The following is a 25,493-nucleotide window of genomic DNA, read 5'->3' as shown; positions in this document are numbered from 1 at the left end:
CCTATTCACCTACAGCTATTTCTTCCGCAGAATATTTTGCTTTTAAATCTGTCAACTTTTGCATGCTTTCCATTACCGAATCCAAGTCGAGTCCGAAGTCAATTAAACACCCAATCTCATTTACCCCCAACACTCCTAGCCTTTGAATCACCTTTTCACACTTTTCTGGTGTCCCTAATAAGGAGCTTCCCTTATAATAACGTTCAAACGAAAAAGCGAGCAGATCGTCTTTGGACGTGTCGATGATATTTTTCATTTCACTGTTGCGCTTATCTTCGGATTTCTTATTTGAATTGTCCTGCTGATCAAGAAACTTACCGAGATACTCATACATTGGGAGTCTTACTTTCTCTTTCACCATTTCATCATCATCCCCGACAAAGGTGTGCAACATCACCGTTACCTTCCCTTGTTGTGGATCATATCCATGGCGTTCTAAGGAGTCGCGATATAGTTGAATTTTGTAAGCTAAGTCATCAAAACTTTGTGTAATCAGAGCAGCGAGGACATTCGCCCCCATTGCTCCTGCTTTTATCCACGTCTCAGGATTGCCCGAACTAGTAATCCAAACAGGCAATTGTTTGCTAACAGGCTTTGGCGTTAGACTTACAGTTACCTCTTTATCTTCTACACCATCGAAGACCACTTCTTCACCAGCCCATAGCTGTTTCAGCTTTGCAATCCCTTGGAATGTAATCTCTCTACGATTGTCATAGTTTTCGGGACGGAAGACAAAGTCTCTCGGATTCCATCCTGTTCCAAAGGAAAGCCCTACCCGTCCCTTCGATAAATTGTCTACAATCGACCACTCTTCCGCAATGCGAATTGGGTGGTGCAACGGCAAAACGATACTGCCTGATCTAATTTGAACATTTTCACTAATTACCGCAAGCGCTGAAGCGATAACAGAAGGGTTGGGATAGAGCCCTCCAAAGTCTCGAAAATGCCGCTCAGGAACCGAAACGAATGAAAATCCAGCCTGGTCTGCATATTTGGTGGTTTCTAACAATAGTTGGTACACATCGTCCGCTTCCGCCTGTCCGTTACTAGAAAAGAAGAAGAGACCGAAATCCATATTTACCTTAGCACTGCCCTCTTCCTCCAAACCTGTCACTTTGTCTGCATTGTTTGTTTTCAGCGTGTTTCCTAATGTTTTTAAGGAAACACGAGACAACCCCTTCTTCTTCAACTTTAACTCTAATAATTCACGCTGCTTGGGTGAAAGAATTGAAAGACGTTTGGACCAATCACTCATGGCCATCATCCTCCTCATCGAGATGAATCGCCGCTGCGATCTCATCCTCGATATCATCATCTGTCAAGGATTCGATCTCTACTAGCAAGCTTTCCAATTCATCATCTTCTAAGCTTTCTAGTTCTATTTTAGAAATCCATTCAGCTATGCCTGCAATGCTTGGTGCTTCAAATAGTTGATTAAGAGATAACTCCACCTGGAACACCTCGCGCAGACGCGCGAGAAGCTGTACAGCTAATAAAGAGTGCCCACCCAAATCAAAGAAGTCATCATGGATACTGATCTGCTCCATTCCAAACAGCTCTTTCCAAATTTTTGTAATCTCTTCATTTGTAGACATTGAGAGATTATTAGAGATGCGAACAGTATCTAACTTATTAGAAACTCCGCCGATGGCTTCCAATTGTTCAAAGGCGCTTGTTGTCTTCCATTCTTCATGTTGTTCAATCAGTGCATGTAGATCCTGCGTCGTAATAGCCATTTGTGGTTGTTGGGCATATAAAGTACGGAAAAGCGCATCAATTCCTTCTTCAAAAGTCATTCCAAAAGTTTCACGATTTTGTCTCAGTTCTTCTTGGAATACAGTTGCCGTAGGCAATGCTGCTCCTTGCCAATCATCAAACTGCCATTGTCCCCAGTTGATAGAGATGGTAAGTCTATTTTGCTGCGCATGGTGATAATGGGCAAAAGTATCTAAAAAGCTGTTCGCTGCTGCATAATCAACTTGACCTAATCCGCCATAAATGGCTGATAAAGAAGAGAACAAAATTATAAAGTCTAGCTCTTTTCCTTTTAATACCTCATCCAAAGCTAAGGCCCCTTTTACTTTTGGCGCTAATACATTCGCCGCCATTTCTGGGGTTTTCAATTGGATAAGTCCTGCACCTGGAACCCCTGCCAGATGGATGACACCATTGATGTTTCCGAAATGCTGTTCTGCCGCACTTACCACGGATTGTAGCTCTGTTACATCAGATACATCGGCTTGGAAAGTCAACACTTTTGCTCCTAATTCCTCAAGCTTCTGTATCTTTTTTATGCGCTGACTGATACGATCTTCCCCACCATGATTAGTAAGATATTGCTTCCATTCTTGCTTATCTGGCAGACCAGAGCGTCCGATTAATACCAGCTTGGCCTGAAAATCGCTTGCTAGCTTTTCCGCAATCGCAAGCCCGATGCCACCAAGACCACCTGTCAAAAGGTAAACGCCACCTTGACGCCACTGGTTCTCTTCAAGTTCTGTTTTCTGTAACGGTACGGCATCAAACGTTTGTTGCCAGCGATAATTCCCACGATAGGCCACCACAGTATCCTTCGCAGACGATGTGGCTTCCGAAACAATTTGTCCTGCCAAACGCTGCTGACAGTTGACGTCTTCTGCCGAGATAGATATGTCGACATGGCTGCAGTCAATATTTGGATATTCCTGTGGGATGACACGCACAGGACCTGCGATAATAGAAGCCTCTGGATACAACACTTCATCGCCTAAAATACTTTGTACATTATTGGTTACGACCATCAAACGAATTTGGTCCTCTGTGTTTTGAATGCCAAATGCTTGCGCCAAATAGAGAAGGCTATTAAAAGTAAGATCTTGTGTCTGTTCAAAGTCAGACAAGCGCCGCTTCTGCTCTGATGTCACCTTAACTGCCCACATGTGCAAAACCGTGCTCGGAAGTTGGTCTAGTGATTGAATCAGCATCTGGTAATCGTTGCGCTCCGCAGGATTAATTGTATAAGCAGACCCTTGCTGGTCAAAGGCCTCTCCAGCTTTTACTGTAATCACCTCTTTAAATTTGGACTGCAATTGTTCTGCCACTTGGACATGAAGACCCCATTTATCAGTAAATACAATCACGGTCTCATCTCCCGTTTCTCTGATTGGAACAGGAAGCGGTGATTGTTTCCATGTAGGCCTGTAGAACCATTCAGAGCGATTGGATTTTTTATCCATTAACTTTTGCGTGTCTCGTTTAGCAACTATCACCTGATTTGGCTCCACCCAGTGGCGTTGACGCTGAAATGGATAGCTTGGCATAGCAATGCGATAACGCTTTTCGTCCTGGTATAAAGACTCCCAATCTACTTCTACACCATTCAACCAAAGTTTCCCAATTGAACTCATCAAAAATTCCAAATCTTCCGCCTTTTTATCGTTTACATGACGCATAGATGTGATGACATGATGCGGCTCCACTTTTTGCTGCTTCGTCAACATACTTAATGTACGTCCAGGTCCTACTTCTAGAAAAACAGGGCTGTCTTCTCGTAATGTTTCTATCCCTTCAGCAAAGCGCACAGCTTGTCTTAGGTGCTGTGCCCAATATTCTGGACTTGTCGCTTGTCCTTCTTGAATCCAGGTTCCTGTAAGATTGGATACGTATGGAATAGTCGGTTCTTGTTTCTTTATATTGTTTACAAGTTCTTCAAAAGAAGTCAAGATCGGGTCCATCATTTTAGAATGGAACGCATGACTGGTATGCAAGATCACGGCCTCAATATCTTGCGCCTCCAATTTCGCTTGAAAACTCTTAATTACTTCAGTCTCCCCAGATACAACACACAATGCTGGTCCATTAATGGCAGCGATTGATAAATCTTTTCCCAGTAATGGCTGTATATCTTGCTCTGGCAGCGGTACCGCTAACATAGAGCCTTGCGGCAATTGCTGGATCATCTTACCTCGCATCGAAATCAATGCTAACGCATCTTTTAGACAAAAGACTCCAGATAAACAAGCCGCCACATACTCCCCGACACTATGTCCAATCATGGCATCGGGTTTAATGCCCCATGCCATCCAGAGTTTGGCAAGCGAATACTCAATGACAAATAAAGCAGGCTGTGTATACTGTGTCTGTTTTAGCTTACTAGCAGCCTCCGTTGCCTCGCATTCCTCAGGATATAGTAAGGTGCGAATATCAAAGCCTATATGCTCCGTTAAAATTTCCGCACAACGATCCACCTCTTTACGGAAGAGCACCTCACTCTGATATAGCTCGCGTCCCATGTCTACATATTGGGCTCCTTGACCTGGGAACATGAATACAACAGGCTGTTGTTCATCCTGTGCAACCTCATGTGTAGAAATTCGTTTTGGATCCTCCAACGCTTGAATGGCTTCTTCGCGATTGCGGCACACAATCATACGACGCTTTTCAAAAGCACGGCGTCCAATTTGTAAAGTATAGGCAGCATCTGCCAAATTTATATCCGTTTGCTTGCTGAGATAATCACGCAATCTCTCAGTCGCTTCTTCCAGTGCTGCTTCCGTTTTCGCAGATAAAACGAATAATTTCCATGCTTTCGAGTCGTCTGATGACGACACAACAGGGGCTTCCTCTAAGATCACGTGGACATTGGTGCCACCAACTCCAAAAGAACTTACCCCGGCCCGACGAGGTTCCTCGCCTGTTGCCCACTCTTTCAATGTTGTATTTACATAGAAAGGACTATTTTCAAATTCAATCTTGGCATTTGGTTTTTCAAAATGCAGACTAGGTGCTATTTCTTTATGCTTGAGAGATTCAACCGTTTTAATTAACCCTGTCACACCAGCTGCGGCATCTAAATGTCCAATATTGGTTTTGACAGAGCCGATTGGACAGAATTGTTTTTCGTCTGTATCGGCTTGGAATGCACGGGTTAATCCCATAATTTCAATCGGATCACCAAGTGGAGTACCTGTACCATGTGTTTCAATATAGCCAATCGTGTCAGGAGAGACACCTGCCACAGCCAAGGCTTCCGTGATAACTTCTGCCTGTCCATCTACACTCGGAGCGGTATAACCAATTTTCATATCGCCATCATTGTTGATCGCTGAACCTCTGATGATTGCTTGGATAGAATCACCATCTTCTATCGCATCTTCTAACCGCTTTAGCACAACAATGCCCATTCCACTTCCAAAAACAGTGCCTTGGGAGTTTTCATCAAAGGCACGGCAATGACCATCAGGAGAGGAAATCCCCCCCTCTTGATACGGATAACCTTCACCTTGACTCACCTTGATGGAAACGCCCCCCGCCAATGCCATATCACATTCACCATTTAATAAGCTTTGACAAGCCATATGCACAGCGGTCAAGGAGGTAGAACACGCTGTTTGGATGTTCACACTTGGCCCTTTAAGATTTAATTTATAAGACACCCGCGTTGGTAAAAAGTCCTTATCATTTCCAATCATGGTTTGGAACTCGCCTACGTTTTTAATGAGGTCTGGGTTGGAAAGCAAGTTGAGAATCATATAGGTGTTTAAGGCTGCACCGCCATATACACCGATTAATCCGTCATACCTTTCAGGATCGTATCCCGCATTTTCCAGCGCCTCCCAAGCGCCTTCCAAAAAGAAACGTTGTTGCGGATCCATCATCGATGCTTCGCGTGGCGTATATCCAAAGAACGCGGCATCAAAAAACTCAATGTTGTCTAACATGGCGTTTGCTTTTACATAGTTAGGGTCTTGAATGTTTTCCTCGGCTACACCAGCTGTCTTTAATTCTTCATCTGTATGAAATGTAACCGACTCTATACCATTACGCACATTATTCCAAAATGCGGAAATATCTTTTGCACCTGGAAAACGCCCCGTACTACCTACAATAGCAATCGCTGATTCATAGGATTGATCAAAATTACTCATCTCGTTTCCCTCTTTTCCTTTTTAGCTTGAGCACGCTGTTGTCTGCGCTGTCTCTGTTTTTTTTGAACTTCCTTACGACTCTTTGCTCGATCTACCTTCTCTTCCATTCCCTGGTGTTCCCGCTCTCCTTGATGCAACGCATTAGCTAGGGTGGCTACCGTTGGATATTGAAACATGTGCATGGTTGGAACTGCTTGATCCAGTGTCTCACTCAACCTACTGCACACTCTTACAACGAGTAGAGAATGGCCGCCTAAGTCGAAGAAGTTATCTTTCAATCCAACCTTATCCACGCCCAGTACTTCTTTCCACACATCAGAAATTGTTTGTTCTAGCTCCGTTTGCGGTGCTGTATAAGAGGTTGTAGACAGAAGATGATCTTTTTTTGGCGCCGGCAATGATTTCCGATCTACTTTTCCTGTTCCTGTCAATGGCATTTTCTTTAATAAGGTGAAAGTAGAAGGTACCATATATTCAGGCAGAAACTTTTTGAGATATTGTCGGAAATCAGAAGTGATATCAGTGTTCGTCATGATCACATAAGCTGCGAGACGCTGTTCCCCTGGTACTTCCTCACGAACAACCACAGCACATTCTTGTACCTCCGGGTGTTGGGCAAGCAGTGATTCAATCTCTCCAAGCTCCACTCGATAACCGCGAATTTTCACTTGGTCATCAACACGGCCTAAAAATTCTATACTGCCATCTGGGCGATAGCGCGCTAAATCTCCACTGTAATACATGCGAGCATTTGGCTCATCACGGAATGGATTTCCAATGAATTTCTCCTCCGTTAAGTCCGGGCGGTTGAGATATCCATTTGCCAAGCAGTCCCCTGCAAGGTACATAACGCCTGGAACCCCAATGGGAACAGGATTCAAATGACGGTCAAGAATGTACACCTGTGTATGATCTATTGGATAACCAATAGACGGCAATAGCGGCCAGTCATCTGGATTCCCAGTCAGAGCCATCGTCGTGATAACATGGGTTTCAGATGGTCCATAATGATTATGCAGCGTACAGTTGTTTAGTTTTTTAAACAAATACCTCACACTTGGTGTGACTTTCAACTGCTCACCTGCTGTAATTACTTCTCCTAAGTGTGTTGGCGCTTGTACTTGTCCACTGACTACAGCTTCAGCAAGTTGTTGCAAGGCAATGAACGGAAGATAAAGTCTCTCAATCTTCTTTTCATCAAGATAGTTCAATAGCAACACAGGATCTCTTCTTGTCTCTTCTGTAATGAGCACAAGTTCTTCACCAGCACATAGAGTGGAGAAAATTTCCTGATAGGAAACATCGAAGCTAAGGGATGTAAATTGCAACGTCTTCATAGGCCTTGTTAATGTAATATTTTTGTGCTGCCAAGCAATTAAATTAGCAAGCGAACGATGCGGCATAGCCACACCTTTTGGCTCCCCAGTTGAGCCAGAAGTGTAAATCAAGTAGGCTAAGCTATCTAGCGTATCATCTCTTGATAAATTGTCGCTCTTTTCTTCATCGATCCGCTGCCATTCTTGGTCTAGGCATATGACTTGGGCTGAAGATAAAGCTGGAATCTGTTTGGACAATGACTCTTGGCTCAATACCAGGTTGACTTGAGTAGCACCTATGATAAAGGCTAAGCGTTCTTCTGGGAAATTCGGGTCCAACGATATAACCGCTCCTCCTGCCTTGAGAATCGCTAGGACAGATATGATCGTTTCAATGGAACGATCCAAACAAATTCCCACAGGTGAATCCTTACCTACTCCCGCTTTACGAAGGTAATGTGCCAACTGATTAGCACGATTATTTAGTTCGCAATAGCTAAGACTCTGCTCTCCAAACTGTAGTGCTGACGCGTATGGTGTTTTTAACACTTGCTCTTCAAACATGCGGTGAACACTTTGTTCTACCTTTTTATTAGATGTCCTATCATTCCAATCATTGAGCAGCTGCTGTTCTCGCTCACTTAGCATCGGTATCTCCGTAATGGATTGGTGAGGATTTTGAATCACCTGCTCTAGCAATCTTTCTAAGTGTCCGAGCATGCGTTGAATGGTAGCTCGGTCAAATAAGTCCGTATTGTACTCAATCGTTGTCGCTAGTCCATACTCTGTCTCTTGAACGAATAGCGTCAAATCAAATTTGGAAGTCTTATTATCAATATCAATTCCTTCAAAGACCACTTCATCCATCATAAACTCTTGCGACGTAAAGTCTTGATAAGCCAACATGATTTGAAATAATGGCGAACGGCTCAGGTCACGGTTTGGCTGCAGCTCTTCTACTAATTTTTCAAAAGGAAGATTTTGATGTTCATAAGCTTCTAAAGCTGTGATACGTACCTGTTTTAATAACTCTCGGAAACTCATATTCTCCGTTATTTGAGTGCGCAACACCAATGTATTGGTAAACAACCCAATCAGCTCTTCTACCTCAGACAATTGACGGTTGGCAATCGGTGAACCGATCAATATATCCTGCTGATTGGTATAACGATAAAGCACCACTTGAAAGGCTGCCAGCATCGTCATAAATAACGTAGCATCTTCTTGGTAACTCACTTTTTGCAAAGCTTTCAGCAAAGATCGAGAAAGATTCCGAGTCTCATGTGATCCGTTAAAAGTCTGCACAGGCGGTCGTGGTCGATCCGTTGGAAGTTCTAAAGCGGGTGGCGCACCCTCTAGTTTTTGTTTCCAATAGTCGATCTGTTTATCTATAACTTCTTTTTGTAGCCACTGTCGTTGCCAATTAGCAAAATCAGCATATTGAACCGGCAATTCTGGCAGCTCAAGCTTTCCACCTTGCGTCCACGCTTCATAATAGGCTGCTAACTCCTTCATAAAAACATCCATCGACCATACATCAAAGACAATATGATGAACGGTAAGCAGTAGGATATGTTCGTTTGATTTCAATCGGATCAAAGCTAATCGCAACAATGGACCTGTATGCAAATCAAACGGCTTTTTAGATTCTTGTTCGATAAAGAAGGTAATCTGTGCCTCTTGTTCCTTATCAGAAAGATGTTCAATCTCTACCAAGGTCATATTTATATTCATATCTAGATGAATTTGTTGTAACGCTTCTCCATCTACCTTAGCAAAGGCGGTACGCAATACTTCATGACGACGTATGATGTCATGAAGCGCCTTCTCTAGAGCAGAAACATTTAGGTTTCCTGTTACACGGAACCCAATTGGAATGTTATAAAACGCACTGTTTGAATCCAATTCATTTAGGAACCACAGCCGCTGCTGAGCAAAAGAAAGAAGAGGTGAATCCTCAGCAGACCTCGGTTCAATCGGCGGAAGTTGCAGTGGTTTCTCTGCTTGACTCAGTCCTTCCACTTCCATTGCTAAACCAGCAATCGTTGGATTTTCAAACAAACTGCGCAAAGGCAATTCTACATTGAGCTCCTTACGCAAGCGGGAAATTAATTGAGTCGCCAATAGGGAATGACCACCACTCTCAAAGAAGCTGTCATGGATGCTCAACTGATTTACGCGCAGGATATTACACCATATATCTGCCAACTGTTTCTCCATTTCAGTACGCGGTGCTTCAAACTCATGATTCCCTGTTAATTCTGTACCCTTAGGAATCGGAAGTTTGCGTCGATCGATTTTTCCATTTGGCGTTAAAGGAAATTTGTCCATAACAACAATCGCTGATGGAACCATATAATCTGGTAAATTTCTCTTTAACAGACTACGTAAGGATGAAAGATTAGGCTGCTTATCATTGTCAGCGATGACATAAGCCACCAAACGTTTATCGTTGACCACATCCTCACGTTCAATCGCCACGGCTTCTTTTATACTCTCATGCTCGATCAACACATTTTCGATTTCACCCAACTCAATACGGAACCCTCTGATTTTTACTTGGTGGTCAATACGAGAGATGAACTCCAATTCACCATTCGCTCGATAACGCACTAAATCACCCGTTCGATACATCTTAGCATTAACTTTATCACTAAACGGATCGTCTACAAATCGTTCTCGCGTTAATGCGGGACGGTTAAGATAGCCAGCCGCCAGCCCTTCTCCGCCGATATAGAGTTCACCTGAAACCCCTGTTGGTATAGGATTCAGCTGACGATCAAGAACATAAATGCTCGTATTGGCAATCGGGCGACCAATAGATACCCAATTTTCCCCTGGTTCTACTTTAGAAATCGTAGAATAAATGGTCGCTTCCGTCGGTCCATAAAAGTTCCAAACGCCGGCACTGCGTTCAAGGAGTTGATTGGCTAGATTTAGTGGAAGTGCTTCTCCCCCTGTAAGCACCTTAAGCTGGCGATGTCCTTCCCATCCCGCTTGGAGCAACATCTGCCATGTAGCTGGTGTTGCTTGCATCACTGTCGCTTCACTTGTCGTTAATAGTTCAGCTAAACACTCTCCATTTGTGGCTTCTTCACGTTTCGCAATTATGACACAAGCCCCCATCATGAGCGGCAAATACAATTCCATTCCAGCGATATCAAAGGAAATGGTCGTCACAGCTAAAAAGCGATCCTGCTCTTGTAACTCAAGGTGTTCGTTCGCGGCTAATAAGTAATTGGTCAGCGCATCATTGCGAATCTGAACGCCCTTAGGTTTTCCTGTCGAACCGGAGGTATAAATGGTATAAGCTAACGAATCATTCGGTCCATAACACTCTAGGTTGTGGTTAGGCTCCAGAGAAATTGTTTCCCAGTCCTGATCGACATACACCACTTGCGCTCCGTGTTCTGGAATCTGTGTTGCTAAATCCTGGTGGGTTAATATCACACGCGTCTTAGAATCCTCAAGCATAAAGGAGACTCTCTCTTGCGGATAAGACGGGTCAAGCGGTACATAGACTCCTTCCGATTTGAATACAGCAAGCAGGGAAACAAGCATTTCTAGAGAGCGCTCCATGTAGATGCCTACAAGCGTACCTGCTTTTACACCTTGTGTTTGCAAGTGACGTGCTAGTTGATTCGCACGACAGTTTAATTGTTCGTAGGTCAGCGCCTCCTCATCGAAAACGACCGCTAGGGCTTTAGGATTTTTTTTCACTTGCTCTTCAAAGAACTGGTGCATCCTCTTTTCTAGTGGATAATCTTTTTTTGTATCATTCCAATCTATAATTAATTTTTTCTTTTCTTTGGCTGACACAACAGGAAGATGGTCAATTCTCTCCTCCACATGAGCGACGATGCCTTCCAATAAGGTATAGAATGAGTCCGCCATTTGAGCAATGATGTGTTCATCAAATAAATCTGTATTGTACTCAAAAACACCAGTCAGTCGATCATCTTTCTCTGCAATAAAAAGGGTTAAATCATATTTAGCCGACGGTCTATCAATCTCTATGTCTTCTATCTCTAATCCCGGCAATTCTACTTCCACAGCAGAGGTATTCTGAAGCATAAACATTACTTGGAATAGCGGAGAGTAACTTAAATTTCGTTCCACGTTTAATTCCTCTACCAATTTTTCAAATGGAACATCTTGATGAGCGTATGCTTCGAGAGCTACCTCGCGTACATGCTTTAACAACTCACGATAGGTCATGGTTCCTGCTACTTGCGTACGCAAGACCAACGTATTGACAAAATAGCCAATGAGATTTTCAATGGTACGTTGATTGCGATTAGCGACAGGAGAACCTACGGAAAGGTCCTCTTGGTCTGTATAACGATAAAGAAGGACTTTAAACGCCGCTAACAAGGTCATATACAAGGTAGTGCCTTCTTCTTTGCTTACATTTTTCAGCAAAGCGGTTACCCGCTCTGGGATTTCAATCCGATAGATGTCTCCCCGATAAGTCTGTACCGATGGACGCTGGTGATTCGTCGGCAATGGCAGCAGCGGAGGCTGTCCTTGTAATTGTTCTTTCCAATAATTGATTTGCTTCGTAACCTCTTCACTTTCGATCCACCCTTGTTGCCACGCAGCAAAATCAGCATATTGAATCGGCAATTCCGGAAGCTTTTCCACTTCCTTTGCTAAACGCGCCCGATAAAGAATAGATAATTCACGCATGAAAACATCATGTGACCATCCATCCCAAATAATATGGTGCAAATTAAGCAGCAAGATATACTTTTCAGGCTGGAGTCGAATGATACTTGCACGGAAGAGCGGTCCTTGACTTAGATCAAATTCGTATAGCACCTCTTGCTGAATCAGACTATTTGCTTTTGTTTCTCGTTCTTCTACTGGCTCCCTACTAAGGTCAATAAACGGAACAGACATGGCTTTGAATGGAGAGATTACTTGCTCGATTTGCTCTCCATTTTCCACGAAAGTCGTTCGCAGAATTTCATGGCGACGAACGATTTCATTTAAACTTTCCTCGAATACAGCAAGATCTAATTCTCCCTGAAGTCGCAAAGCAAGTGGAATATTGTATACATGCTTGTTTTCCATTTCCATTTGATTTAAAAACCACAATCTCTTTTGTGAGGAAGAGAGTGGTAAATGTTGACCTCGTGGTACGGCTTCTATAGCAATCTCGTTTTCCTCTTGCTTCGTCGTATCAATATGTGAAGCTAATTCTGCGATAGTTGGGTAATTAAAGATCGCATGGACAGGGACTTCGATACCTATGGCGATACGTAAGCGCGAAAGAACCTGTGTCGCTAATAGAGAGTGGCCTCCGATCTCAAAAAAGTTATCTTGAATACTCACCTGATTGACACCGAGCACCTGATTCCAAATCCCTGCAATGATTTCTTCAATTGGGTTACGCGGTGCCGTATATTTACCAGAAACCACGCCCTCTACTTTCGGCATCGGCAATGCTTTACGATCCACTTTACCGCTTGGGGATAATGGCATTTCGTCTAGTGTTACAAATACACTTGGAACCATATATTCAGGTAATTTTCTTTTCAGGAAATGGCGCAGTTCGCTCGTAGCCAACGCTTGATTTGGCTGCACGACGATGTAGGCTACTAACCGCTGATCCTGTAGCTGGTCTTCTCGAACAACAACGACAGATTCTCGCACAGCAGCGTGAGATTCTAATGTCGCTTGAATCTCGCCTAGTTCAATACGGAACCCTCGCAATTTTACCTGATCATCCATCCGCCCTAAATATTCCAAGTCGCCATTTGGCAACCAGCGTACCAAATCTCCCGTACGATACATCCGCTCGTCTACAGCCCAAGGCACAGGGACAAATTTTTCTTCCGTTAGACCTTCACGGTTCAGATACCCCTTTGTTACACCCAGGCCTGAAATGCACAATTCTCCTGGTACACCCAATGGCTGCAGTTGTAAATTTTCATCAACGACATAAGCCTTGGTATTCGGCAGTGGTTTTCCGATTGGGATACTTGATTCCCTCTGCATCTCCTCGACTGAGAAGTGAGAAGCATAAATTGTAATTTCTGTCGGTCCATAAAGATTTTCTAGTCGCACGCCTTCAAATAGCTCAAAGAATGTTTTCACCGTCTCTTTTTTCAGTGCCTCTCCCGCCGAGAATACATAGCGCAAGGCAGGCAATTTCCTTGGAAGCTTATCTTTTAATGACTCTAGAAAAGAGTGCAACATAGATGGTACAAAATTAACATGGGTGACTTGGTAATCTTTAATAGCCTCAAATAAACGTACAGGGTCTTTTTCAGCTTGTGGTTCTAAGATCGCAAGCTTTCCGCCTCCCTGAATCCAACCAAATAATTCACTGACAGACACATCAAAGGTAAATGGCGTTTTCAAGAGGTAGACATCACTTTCGTTAAATGGATACAGCTGCTCCAAGGCGTATAAAATATGCAACACATTGCGTTGAGTAACCATTACACCTTTTGGTTTCCCTGTGGAACCCGAGGTATAAATCACATATGCCAAATCATTTAATTTGCTCAACGGCTTAAGATCAGTCGCGTCTCCTTGGTAAAGTTTTTCATCTTCAAGATTCAAAACCTCACCGGCAAATGCGACATGCTTTTGCCAAATTTCTTGGGTCAAAAGCAGCTTTACTCCGCTATCTTTGAGCATGTACTGAATGCGTTCCTCGGGAAGATGAGGGTCAATTGGTAAGTATGCTCCTCCCGCTTTCAGGATTGCAAATATACCAATCACCATTTCTAACGAACGCTCTGCCATAATCCCGACTAGCTGGTTAGCCTCTACTCCACGCTCGCGCAGATGATAGGCTAGTTGATTGGCGAGCTTATTTACTTCTCGATACGTAAGCTGCCTGTTTCCATAGATGAGTGCCACCGCGTCTGGACTTTGGGCAACTCGGGTTTCAAAATGCACAGCGAGTGTATCAGGAGCATCCGCCTTATGATTGAATTCATTCCAATCTGTTAGAAATTTCTGTTGCTCCATCTCTGTTAAAATTGGAATCTGACCAATCGTATATTCTGGAGAATCAACGATTCCATCAAGGATTGCCTGGTAATGCTGCCCCATGCGCGAGATCGTCTCTTCATCAAACAAGTTACTATTATATTCAATAGACACTTCTAGCCTGTCTTCACTTTCCATGACGTTTAGCGTGAGATCAAACTTGGCAATATCATGCTCTAGTTCCACGGATGTTACACTAAGCCCTGGTAACGTCAGAGACGATGATGAAGTGTTGAGCATAGCAAACATCACTTGGAACAACGGGGACGTGCTCGCATCCCGATCAGGCTGGAGTTCCTCTACTAGCCTTTCAAATGGAACATTCTGATAGGTATAAGCATCTAAAGATATTTCCCGCACATTTTCAAGTAACTCAAGGAAGGTTTGTTCGCTTGATACATTTGTTCTAAAGACGATCGTATTGACAAAGAAACCGATCATTTTTTCAATTCCCTCGTGATTTCTTCCCGCGATTGGTGAACCAACCAATAAATCTTGCTGCCCCGTATAACGATAAAGTAGGACTTTAAAGGCTGCGAGTAAAGTCATAAATAAAGAAGCCCCTGATTGCTGACTGAGCTGCTTCAGCTTCCTATAAAGCGCACGAGATAGTTCAAATCGCTTTAATTTCCCTTGGAAGGTCATCTCCTTTTGTCGCGGTCGATCTGTTGGCAATTGAAGTATAGGCAGTTCACCGCCCAGTTGTTTTTTCCAATAAGACATCTGTTCTTCTAGCCTATCTCCTTTCAGCCATTCGCGCTGCCAGACAGCATAATCCGCGTATTGGAAAGGCAATTTTTCTAATGGGGAATCCTTTCCTTGACTTATGCTTTCATATAAAGCAGACAATTCTTCCATGATGATTTTATTCGACCATCCATCCGACACAATGTGATGAAGATTGAGCATCAAAAGGTATTTCTCTTCTTCGAGCTTTATAAGTGTCACTCGGAAAAGCGGCCCTTGACTAAGGTCGAAGACATAATGTGCTTCTTTTTTCAGTATCGCCTTGGCACGTTGTTCACGTTCAGATTTTGGCTCGTTAGATAAATCAATCATCGTTGATTTGAATTCCGTATAGGAGTCAATTACTTGGACGATTTTTCCATCCATATCTTTAAAAGTCGTCCGCAAGCTTTCATGACGGCGAACCATCTCGGATAAACTCTGCTTCAATGCCTTGACATGGACTCTCCCCTGCATTTCATAAACCAGCGGGATATTGTAAAGATGACGCGTGTGAGACTGCCATTGATCTACAAACCACAAACGCTGTTGAGCAAATGACAGCGGCAGATTTTCACGTTGCCCAACAGGGGAAATCCCCTCTGTGAAAGTCTTTTCACTTCCCTTTTGCCCTTCTATATAGACAGCCAATGTGGCTACTGTTGGATATGTAAAAATACTCCGCACATCTAAGCAAATGTCAAAAACTTCACGCAGGCGTGAAACGACAAGCGTTGCGACTAAAGAATGACCACCTAAATCGAAGAAATTATCATGAATTCCGATACGACGAATGTCGAGAACCTGACTCCAAACTAACGCAATCTCCTCTTCAACATTAGTGCGCGGTGGAATGTATGCTTCTGTCAAATCTTTGTTCTCTAACTCTAAGGCTGATAACGCTTTGTAATCTACCTTACCATTCGGCGTTAATGGCAAACTTTCTTTAGTGACCACAATGTGGGGCACCATATACTCTGGAATATGATCTTTTACGTAATGAAGCAATCCTTTGACTGCAAGCTCATGTTCCTGTGCAGAAACCACATAAGCCACTAAACGCTTATCCCCCGATGTAGTTTCATGCACCATTACGACAACGTCTTCTACATGTGGATACTGTGCCAGTACAGCTTCAATTTCACCTAACTCAATTCGGAAGCCGCGGATTTTCACCTGATTATCAGCCCGTCCTAAAAACTCAATGTTACCGTCAGCTAAATAACGTACCAAATCTCCGGTCTTATATAAACGAGATGACGAATCGTCACTAAATGGGTCTGGAATGAATCGCTCCTCTGTTAAGTCGGGACGATTAAGATATTCTAATGCCAGACCATCCCCGCCAATATACAACTCCCCTGGTACGCCTACAGGAGCCAGCTGAAGCGACTTGTCCAATACATAGACTTGTGTATTAGAAATCGGTCTGCCGATCGGTACTGTCTTTAGGATTTGCTCCACGTTGTCCATTGGATAACAACAGGTAAAGGTAGTGCTTTCTGTTGGACCATACCCATTAATGAGACAACATCCATCTAATTTATCCAACACTTTGCGTACATGAGCAGGAGATATTACGTCCCCCCCTGCTAAAAGCTGACGAACTCCTTGCAAATCTTCCAAATGGTATTCCACCATTTGATGGAATACACCTGCTGTGAGCCATAATGTACTGATTTCGTATCGCTGCAATACCTGCCCCAATTCTTCAAGTGAGGCTTTCTCATAAGGATAAATCACCAATTGCGCTCCATTGAGCAAACTACCCCAAATTTCAAAAGTAGCCGCATCAAAGGAGATTGGAGCAAATTGAAGTAATGTCTCTTCAGAGGACAAGTTCACATAATTAACATTTTTGACCAAGCGTAAAACACCACGGTGGGGGATTACAACCCCTTTCGGCCTTCCCGTAGAACCAGAGGTATAGTTGATATAAACCGGGGCTTCTCCCGTCAAGCCATGTACGGGATTTTCGGTGCTTTCTTGTGAAATCTTGTCCCACTCGGAGTCTAGTGTAAGAGTCAAATCTTCATCAAATGGAAGTCTTCCCATCATATCCTTTTGTGTGATCAAAAGAGAAACATTTGAATCTTCTAACATAAAACGCAAACGTTCCTCTGGATAGCAAGCATCAAGGGGGACATAGACACCACCCGCTTTAATGATTCCGAGCATTCCTATAATCATTTCAATAGAACGTTCTACACTTAGCCCAATCATGGATTGTGAGGAAACCCCACGCTTTTGAAGATAGTGAGCTAATTGGTTAGCGCGATGGTTTAGCTCCGCATAAGTCAGACATTTTCCGCCTTCTTTCAGTGCTACAGCATCCGGTGTATTTGCTACTTGTTCTTCAAATAAATCTTGGATACATTTTTCTCGTGGGTATTCTGCTGTGGTATTGTTCCAGTCTGTTAATAGCCGCTTTCGCTCAGATGTTGTCAACATGGACATTCGGCTAATTTTTTGATCAGGATTGGAAACAGCACTTTCAAGCAATGTCACATAATGTAGTGTCATGCGAGCGATAGTTTCATCATTAAATAAATCTGTATTATATTCAAATACAGCTTGTAAACCTTGTTTACTTTCCTCAATAAATAGAATTAAATCGAATTTAGCTGTTTCATTGTTTACTCTACGAGGAGCCAACGTCACCCCTTCCAATTCTAATGGCTTCATGGGTGAATTTTGGAAGGCAAACATAACTTGGAAAATCGGGGAGTAGCCCGGATCACGTTGTGGCTGTACTGCCTCCACGACTTTATCAAATGGAATATCTTGATTGTCAAAAGCTTCATAGGCTACTTTCCGAGATTCCTGCAACACATCTAGGAAAGTCGGGTCATCCTTAAGTTCCAAACGTAAAACGAGTGTATTGACAAAAAAACCGATGAGGTCTTCAGTTTCTTTCTGGTTCCGTCCAGCTATAGGCGTTCCAATCAAAAGGGTTTCTTGAGAAGTATAACGATATAAAAGTGTACTGTAAGCGGCAAAGAAGAGCGTAAACATCGTTACACTTTCCTTCTCACCCAATTGCTCTAATTTATGAATTAACTCATGAGGAAGGTCAATCACTTGATAATTCCCACGGAATGTTTGCTTCACAGGACGTGGACGATCTGTCGGCAATTGTAATACAGGAAGGTCTCCAGCCAATTGTTTCTTCCAATAGTTTAACTGTTCATTCGCCTCTTCCTCCTGCAACCACTTGCTATGCCACTCGGAAAAGTCGACATACTGAAGGGCTAGTTCAGGAAGCGGGGAATGTTCCCTTTTTGAAAACGCGGCATATAAGGTAGAAAGCTCCTTATGAAAAACCCCCATAGACCACCCATCTGAAATAATGTGGTGCATATTCCAAAATAGTACATGTTTCTCAGGATTTAACCGAATAAGAACAGCACGGAATAAAGGTCCTTTCTTTAAATCAAAAGGCTTTGCCACCTCTTCTTTAATCAGTGGCACTACATCCTCCTCTTGTGCTTCAATGACAGGAATTTGTATCTGCAAAGAAGGATGAATGATCTGCACTAGTTCTTCTTCTACCTGCGCAAATGTCGTCCGTAAGCTTTCATGACGATCTGTAATTTCTTGAAAACTTTTCTCCAAGGCGCTCACATGAAGCGGGCCTGTGATATCTAAAGCAACAGGGAGATTGTACACGGTGCTAGGCTTAAATTCCTCAATGAACCACAGTCGTTTTTGACTTGAGGACATCGGAAAAACAAAAACTTCATCTGCCGTATTATTTACGTGAACAACGGTAACAGAATCATTAGATTGACTCATTTCAACAACTCCTTTGTTTATTCGCTCATTTAATCATTTAGCAAATCTGTTAATTTTTTCGCATGTGAACGCCGTGATTGACGCATAATACCATTGTTTCTTTTTGAGGATTTACTTGTTTGATGCTCTTTACGATTAACTTTTTCTGCTATTTTCACAATAACTGGTTCACTTAAAAATTCAATGAGCGTTAATTTTACTTTGAAACGCTCATTAATCCGTGTAATGACCTGAGTGGCCAGGATAGAATTACCGCCATGTTCTAAGAAATTATCATGAATTCCAATTTTCTGCGTACCTAGCACCTCTGTCCAAATCGCTGCAATCCGCTCTTCGATTGGATTGCGGGGAGCTATATATTCTGCTGAAACCACTCCCATTGATTCGGGGTTAGGTAATTTTTTACGATCCACTTTACCATTCGGAGTCAGCGGAAACGACTCCATTGGCACAAACAACGCGGGCACCATATACGACGGCAGGTGTACTCGAAGATACTCACGCCACTCCGCCATTTGTTTTGCATGATACCCTTTCTCTACAGTGAGATAAGCGGCTAAATATTTGGTGTTTTTCTCACTCAAACGGTCAACCACCACTACCTGCTTCACCTTAGGAGCTCCCTCTAATACATTTTCGATTTCCCCAAGCTCAATGCGGTGACCATGGATTTTAACCTGATGGTCAATCCGTTCTATATATTCAATTTCTCCGTTTGAGAGAAGACGTGCTATATCTCCTGTCTTATACATCCGTTTTCCTGGTTGGTACGGATGCTGTACAAACCGCTCTTGATTTAACTCGTCACGGTTATGGTAGCCACGAGCCAAGCCGGCACCGGCAATACATATCTCACCTTTGACACCAAAAGGCTGTACTTGCATATTCTTGTCCATAATGTAAAGCTCATAATTGGCAAGCGGCTTTCCAATGGTGATTTCATCAGGACTTGTCAATTCTTTGATTGTAGCGTATACCGTTGTTTCTGTTGGTCCGTATATATTGAGAATCTTGGCATCACTCACGCTACGTACAGCTTCAAACAACGTAGGAGGAAACGACTCTCCTCCCATACAGATGACTTTTACAGATTGAAAACTTTCTTTATGGTCATCATCATTTAGCATCAGTTGAAGACGTGCAGGGGTTCCAGGCAAAACTTCTATTTGATGTGTCTTAAGTAAGGTATGAAGTGCCTTATAGTCGTGCTGCTCTACTTCATTTGCGATGACTACTTTCAATCCATAAGCTAGTGAAATGACGGATTCAATAACAAAGATATCAAAAGCCATACTTGCTAAGGCTACAATAGAACGGTGCTTATTCAGATCAAGATGATCCCTGACAGCATAATACAAATTTCGCACAGAATGATGTTCAACCATCACTCCCTTGGGCCTTCCTGTAGAGCCAGAAGTATAAATCATGTAGGCTAGTTGATTGCCTCTAATTTCTACATTCAACTCTTCTGTACTCTCCGTTTCAATATTTCCGTTCTCGTCTTGAAGATTAATGATTACTGCTTCAGAATCAGCAAACTGCTCCGCCAATTCCGATACGCTAATAACAAATCCCAATGCTGCATCCATCATCATATAAACCAACCGCTCTGTTGGGTAAGTAGGGTCAAGAGGTACATAAGCAGCCCCTATTTTCAGAATTGCCAATTGTGAAATGATGATTTCTGCTGAGCGCCCTAGGCAAATTCCTACGAGATCGCCCACACCTACTCCTTGTTTCTGTAAATAACGTGCTAATTGGTTTACCTTATGGTTAAGTTCGCGGAAGGTTAAACAGTGTTCACCTACTACTATTGCAATAGCTTCAGGATTCAATAATACTTGGTTTGTAAATAATTCATGAATCTGCCCCTCATTGGGGAATTCACAAACATCAATATTTGCTATAGTTATCAATTCCTTCTGCTCTTCTTCCGTTAAAATTGATACTTGTTCAATCAAACAATCTGGCTGATTTATCATATTATGTAATACCTTCTCAAGATGCCCAAGTATACGTGCCACTACATCTTGGCTAAAGCGACCTTTGTCATACACCATAGAAAGTGAGATTCCAGATTGTTCTCTAAACGTATATAGCCCTATGTAGGCACCACTCAATTCTTGAAATTCTTGTATATGATTAGAAACTGTCTTAGAAGTCTCAACTGAAAATTTTGTCATATCTATAAAATCAAACAATACCTGAAGTAATGGTGTACTACTCTCTTTGTTACGCTCAGATTGCAATTTTGCAAATGATGTTAATTCTTGAGATTCAATCTGTGCAGTTTCAACTTCCTTACATACCTGACAAAAAGTAAACTTTTCGGAAAATCTTATATTAAAAACGTTTGGATTAATGTCTTCTAGATTACTAGATAAAGAGTTATCCGATTTTATCCGTGGAGAGCCAATCCAAAATTCGACTTTTTCAGTATACCGATATAAAAGTATATTTAATGCAGAAAGTAATGCTACACCTTCGTCGTGAGAAAACATCTTTAAACTCTGAAAAAGGTAATCGGGTAATTTTTTTTTGTAAATTGCATATCCTGATTCCTTCCTATTTGTGAAAGGAAGGCTAAGGATATGCTGTTCACAATTTAAGAAATGTTTTAGATTTTGTTGTGTAATCAATATATATCACCAATACCTTTCAAAATATTAAATCAAGTGTTTATATAATGGAATTAATTATTTCGGAACAAAAGTCCAATTCTAAAGATAATGCCTATTGGGAGGTAGACATATAACGAAAAACCATAGACAAGGAAAGCTTTGACACATAGATTCAAGAAATTAAAATTCACATGAAAGAATTATTAGTACTAAGATTGCACAATCGTCCAAAGTAAACTTTATTGAATGAACTGAAGATGTTTATACAAGAGATGAGATATAAATAGCATCGTATATTCTTAAAAAACTTTATATATATATTGACAGATTTTATTTACTAAAGTACAAATTATTCATTTTTTTCGAAAAATTAACATTATAACCATTTTATTTCAATTAATTGGATATTTCAACAAATTATTCTAATCTTTTTATTTTTCTATAAACTAAACATATTTCACACCTAATATTTTTGTTAGTTAAATTTTATTGATGCGGTACAAATAATAAGAAAAACAGCCAACTCATTACAGTATTTACAATATGGGAAAGTTCACCTAGGACTTCCATCCCACTTTAGACAGGGGATGAAAGTATCGTTTTTTACATAGCAAAACATGTTATACTTTATTCATAGTCATGCAAAAGACATAACAGCATTTGAGAACCAACAATTTGTACAGTACGGTCACAGTATATAGACCACGAACCTATATGCTCTGTTGTCAGAGTGGTAGCAATCTTACTCATCAGCAATACCAGAAATGGACTAAACCTTTGGTAGGAAGAATCCCACTGACGTTATTCAGCTTGCCTCTTGAGGTGGTGAAAATGTCAAAATAACTATGATTTCATTTTCTACATGATAAATTGTTTTCAATCATTTTTAGATCTGTTTAAGATCTTATAAATTTCTTGCCTATACCTTGCAATCGACACGGTATTTACAGCTTTAAAGCATATATTAATAGAAAGACCACCTAATAATCATTAGAGAAATCTTATATAAAACATAAGGTTTAATTATGTCGTAGGTAGATAAATTAATAGATAAAATCCGTAAACGTTTATGGTTAAAAGGGAGAGTATAAAATGAGTCAAATAATTAAGGAATTCCAATCATCAACAAATCATAAGAAAATATTTTGTTTCCCGTTTGCAGGAGGATATTCAGTATCCTTTCGTCCACTGAATACATATTTACATGATTTTTTTCACATACTCGCTATTGAACCTCCCGGTCATGGTACAAATCGAATGAAATTAAATGATAATTTCGAAGAATTAGTAAACATATACATTCAAGAATTAACCCCACTACTTGATGGTGTTGATTTTGCTTTGTTTGGGCATAGCATGGGAGGATTAATTGTTTACCGATTAGCTCAGGAGATGGAAAAAAAAGGTGTATTCCCAAGAGCTATATTTATTTCTGCAACTAAACCTCCACAACACAAGTATACTAATATTTCCAATTTCGATGATACCCATTTAATAAACTATCTTATAAAGTTAGGTGGAATTCCTAAAGAATTAGTACAATCAAAAGAATTATTACAATTTTTCTTACCAATATTCCGCGCTGATTTTAAGGCGTTAGAAACATTTAAACATAATGATCATACTTTACTTCAATCTCCTGTTCACATTTTTAATGGCAAGTTAGATCACATGTGTTTTCAACACTCCTCGGGTTGGAATAGATGGGCCAACGAAGTACACTTTCACAATTTTTCAGGAGGCCATATGTTTCTTAATTCAGAAGTCGAAGAAGTCGCAAAAAAAATTCGGTTAATATTAAATAACAATAGCTTATAAACATCTTTATTTACAAAAATGTGTGAGGTGAGACAGTTATTCAAAATTATATAGATCTTATTGCATTTAAAGTAGGTAATAAACTTACAGACCTATCTATGGAGCAGAAACTTAAACTATTATCAAATAATGAAAGACAGCGGATATTGCGATTTCGAAAGTGGGAAGATCGACAAAGGAGTTTATTAGCAAATATCGCTGTACGAAGACGATTGCAGATTTTACTACAAGAGCCAATTAATCCGTCTTCTATTGAAAGAGATCAAAAAGGACGTCCTTTTCTAAAAAATTTCCGCAACTGGCAAGGAGATTTTAATCTTTCTCATTCGGGCGAATGGATTATATCTGGAATAACTACTAATGGAAAAATTGGTGTTGATGTTGAGCAGATACAATCTATAGATCTTTCAGTATCTGAACTATGTTTTACACAGGAAGAAAAAGCTTATCTATATAGTCTTCCTACTAAAGATCAACTATCTTTTTTCTATGAGATATGGACATTAAAAGAAGCTTTTGTAAAAACAATTGGTCAAGGACTTCTTTTTCCAATTAATAGTGTTGGCTTTGATATGAATAAATGGACTCAAAATAAAATAACAATAAGCAACACTACGCTTTCTTTTCATCATTTCCTATTTCAATTATATCGATTAGAACCAAATTACATTGTAGCTGTCTGTACAAATTTAAGACATGTTTCTGATTTAGAAATCCAAATTTTAGATAGATCCGATATTCTTTAGGGTATTGTAACAGTCTCTTTAATTGGTATGATAAAAATTCAACATAATCATTTATTATTGTAGATTAACGAAAATAAAAGAAGGCCGATGGATATGTCTGTCAACTAACAGAAAAATAATCTGAATGTTCGGATGTTTAAATAGTTCTTATAAGTAACAAGGCGATTTTCCATTTTTACACGTTTAAGATTTTGAAGTAAACAATAACATTTGACTAAATATATACTTGTGTGTTTCTTAGCTCCTGCGAGGCCAATTGAAGTCGCTAAGTGGTTCTTACCAATACACCACTCGGTCCTAAGAAAACAATGTTTTCATGCTTCTCTAAAAAACATAAAAGAAACAAAATCTAAAATTTATTGGAGGTTAACACTTGGTTGGAAATCAAAATCTTCAATTTCTTTTAAATAAGGAAATGCTCCGAACTTAACTATAGAATGAATCATATTTTGCTCACGCACATCGATTTCGTAATTTGTTAATTTTACTATTGTTTCTACAAATGATAATTGGTTATTAATACTTAAATCAACAACTTCACCGAGGTGTTGTACCAATTGCTTAAGTTTTAGATATTCTAGATTCTTTGTTAATTGTTGATAACTATTATTCATTACTATACACCTCACCTGTGGCAGATAAATTTTGTTTGGCTAAATTATTGATATCTAGATATTGAGGAACTACTGTAGAAAATGTTTCTTTATCATCCAACTTCGAGTGGCTTACTTTATACCGCACAATTAGCTCTGTGTAATAATAAACAAATAACTGATTATCATATACTTGTAGACTAAGGTCTTTCCTTGATACTTAGCTGGAATTGAGCATTGACTTGACTTTTAGGAAATCCTGTTCGATGCATCGAATTTTACAAGTGTATGTTTGATTCTATAAGAATCTCTTATTGTGTTCTTTTGTAGGAACTGTAAGAGATTCTTTTCTTGTGACAAATTGTATTATTAAGTGAGACACCTAAAAGACAAAAAAGCTCACCTCGCTCCGTGTAAAGTAGAAGTTACCACACCACTTACTTAACACAGAGGACGAGTATGAGCTATTCTCATTTCACCACATTTAAATGTGGACAACTAGAATCACTTTATAGATTGGGATATTTCAGAAGAAAAGTAGGTTCAATTTTAAAACGACATCATTCATCTATCTCACAAGAGTTAAAAAGAAATTCCAAAGAAAACAAGATATATGACAGTGAACAAGCACAGAAAAATATATCGAGCGAAAAATATGGTATTATCAAGCAGCTGTCATCCCAGACAGAACGGCAGAATCTATGGAATTCGTTATTAAACAGGTTAATCTACTGCATTTCAAATAGCTATTGTTGATAGAGGAAAAGAGTTTTCGTGTTAGCAACGAGTGGATAACAACCTGAAAATCGCAATTTTCTTTACCGATCCTTATTAAGTCACGAAGATGCTAATAGCCTATTATGCGAGTTTTATCCTAAAAAACAGATTTGGGCCTTGTTTCACAACAACAATTGAATCAAGTACTATTTCTTATTAATCAAAGACCCAGAAAATGTTTAGAGTA

The 25,493-nt window shown here is 40.7% G+C and carries 6 protein-coding genes and 2 pseudogenes; 2 read left to right on the top strand and 6 right to left on the bottom strand.

Features of this window, described 5'->3' with window-relative positions:
- Position 1: 1 nt before the first annotated feature.
- The 4 genes from CO726_RS23420 to CO726_RS23405 are packed head-to-tail and all read right to left on the bottom strand — an operon-like array spanning position 2 to position 21,390.
- On the bottom strand, positions 2 to 1,255 hold the full coding sequence (locus tag CO726_RS23420) for a MupA/Atu3671 family FMN-dependent luciferase-like monooxygenase (RefSeq protein ID WP_169513066.1): 1,254 nt from the start codon (positions 1,253 to 1,255) through the stop codon (positions 2 to 4).
- A complete protein-coding gene (locus tag CO726_RS23415) occupies positions 1,248 to 5,906 on the bottom strand; it encodes a type I polyketide synthase (RefSeq protein WP_099685853.1) in 4,659 nt (1,552 codons plus the stop codon). The genes CO726_RS23420 and CO726_RS23415 overlap by 8 nt, the downstream gene beginning before the upstream one ends.
- Positions 5,903 to 18,751, bottom strand: a complete 12,849-nt coding sequence (locus CO726_RS23410; protein WP_099685852.1) for a non-ribosomal peptide synthetase — start codon at positions 18,749 to 18,751, stop codon at positions 5,903 to 5,905. Before CO726_RS23410 ends, CO726_RS23415 begins: the two co-directional genes overlap by 4 nt.
- Before the next feature lie 29 nt (positions 18,752 to 18,780).
- Positions 18,781 to 21,390, bottom strand: coding sequence for a non-ribosomal peptide synthetase (locus CO726_RS23405; RefSeq protein ID WP_099685851.1), 2,610 nt, complete (start codon positions 21,388 to 21,390; stop codon positions 18,781 to 18,783).
- Positions 21,391 to 22,464: 1,074 nt separating this feature from the next.
- Here CO726_RS23405 and CO726_RS23400 point away from each other — a divergent pair.
- Both CO726_RS23400 and CO726_RS23395 read left to right on the top strand, forming a co-directional pair.
- The gene (locus tag CO726_RS23400; RefSeq protein ID WP_099685850.1) at positions 22,465 to 23,190 is read left to right on the top strand and encodes a thioesterase II family protein; all 726 of its coding nucleotides are present in this window, start codon (positions 22,465 to 22,467) and stop codon (positions 23,188 to 23,190) included.
- Positions 23,191 to 23,288: 98 nt separating this feature from the next.
- Positions 23,289 to 23,936, top strand: coding sequence for a 4'-phosphopantetheinyl transferase family protein (locus CO726_RS23395; protein ID WP_099685849.1), 648 nt, complete (start codon positions 23,289 to 23,291; stop codon positions 23,934 to 23,936).
- A 158-nt stretch (positions 23,937 to 24,094) separates the two neighbouring features.
- On the opposite strand, the pseudogene CO726_RS33045 reads toward CO726_RS23395, so the two are convergent.
- Both CO726_RS33045 and CO726_RS32590 read right to left on the bottom strand, forming a co-directional pair.
- Positions 24,095 to 24,550: pseudogene (locus tag CO726_RS33045) on the bottom strand (ATP-binding protein); the annotation flags it as partial.
- Positions 24,543 to 24,895, bottom strand: a pseudogene (locus tag CO726_RS32590) (IS21 family transposase); the annotation flags it as partial. The pseudogenes CO726_RS32590 and CO726_RS33045, both read right to left, overlap by 8 nt.
- Positions 24,896 to 25,493 lie beyond the last annotated feature (598 nt).

The organism is Bacillus fungorum, assembly GCF_002746455.1.
Taxonomy (GTDB): Bacteria; Bacillota; Bacilli; order Bacillales; family Bacillaceae_G; genus Bacillus_A; species Bacillus_A fungorum.
The sequence above is the reverse complement of the archived record's forward strand: the minus strand, read 5'-3'. Positions and strand labels throughout refer to the sequence as shown.

Bases quoted from the DNA above. Each gene is read 5' to 3' on its own strand.
- CO726_RS23415 (WP_099685853.1), bottom strand. From the start codon at position 5,906: ATGAGTAATTTTGATCAATCCTATGAATCAGCGATTGCTATTGTAGGT.
- CO726_RS23400 (WP_099685850.1), top strand. From the start codon at position 22,465: ATGAGTCAAATAATTAAGGAATTCCAATCATCAACAAATCATAAGAAA.
- CO726_RS23410 (WP_099685852.1), bottom strand. From the start codon at position 18,751: ATGAGTCAATCTAATGATTCTGTTACCGTTGTTCACGTAAATAATACG.
- CO726_RS23395 (WP_099685849.1), top strand. From the start codon at position 23,289: ATGGAGCAGAAACTTAAACTATTATCAAATAATGAAAGACAGCGGATA.
- CO726_RS23420 (WP_169513066.1), bottom strand. From the start codon at position 1,255: ATGAGTGATTGGTCCAAACGTCTTTCAATTCTTTCACCCAAGCAGCGT.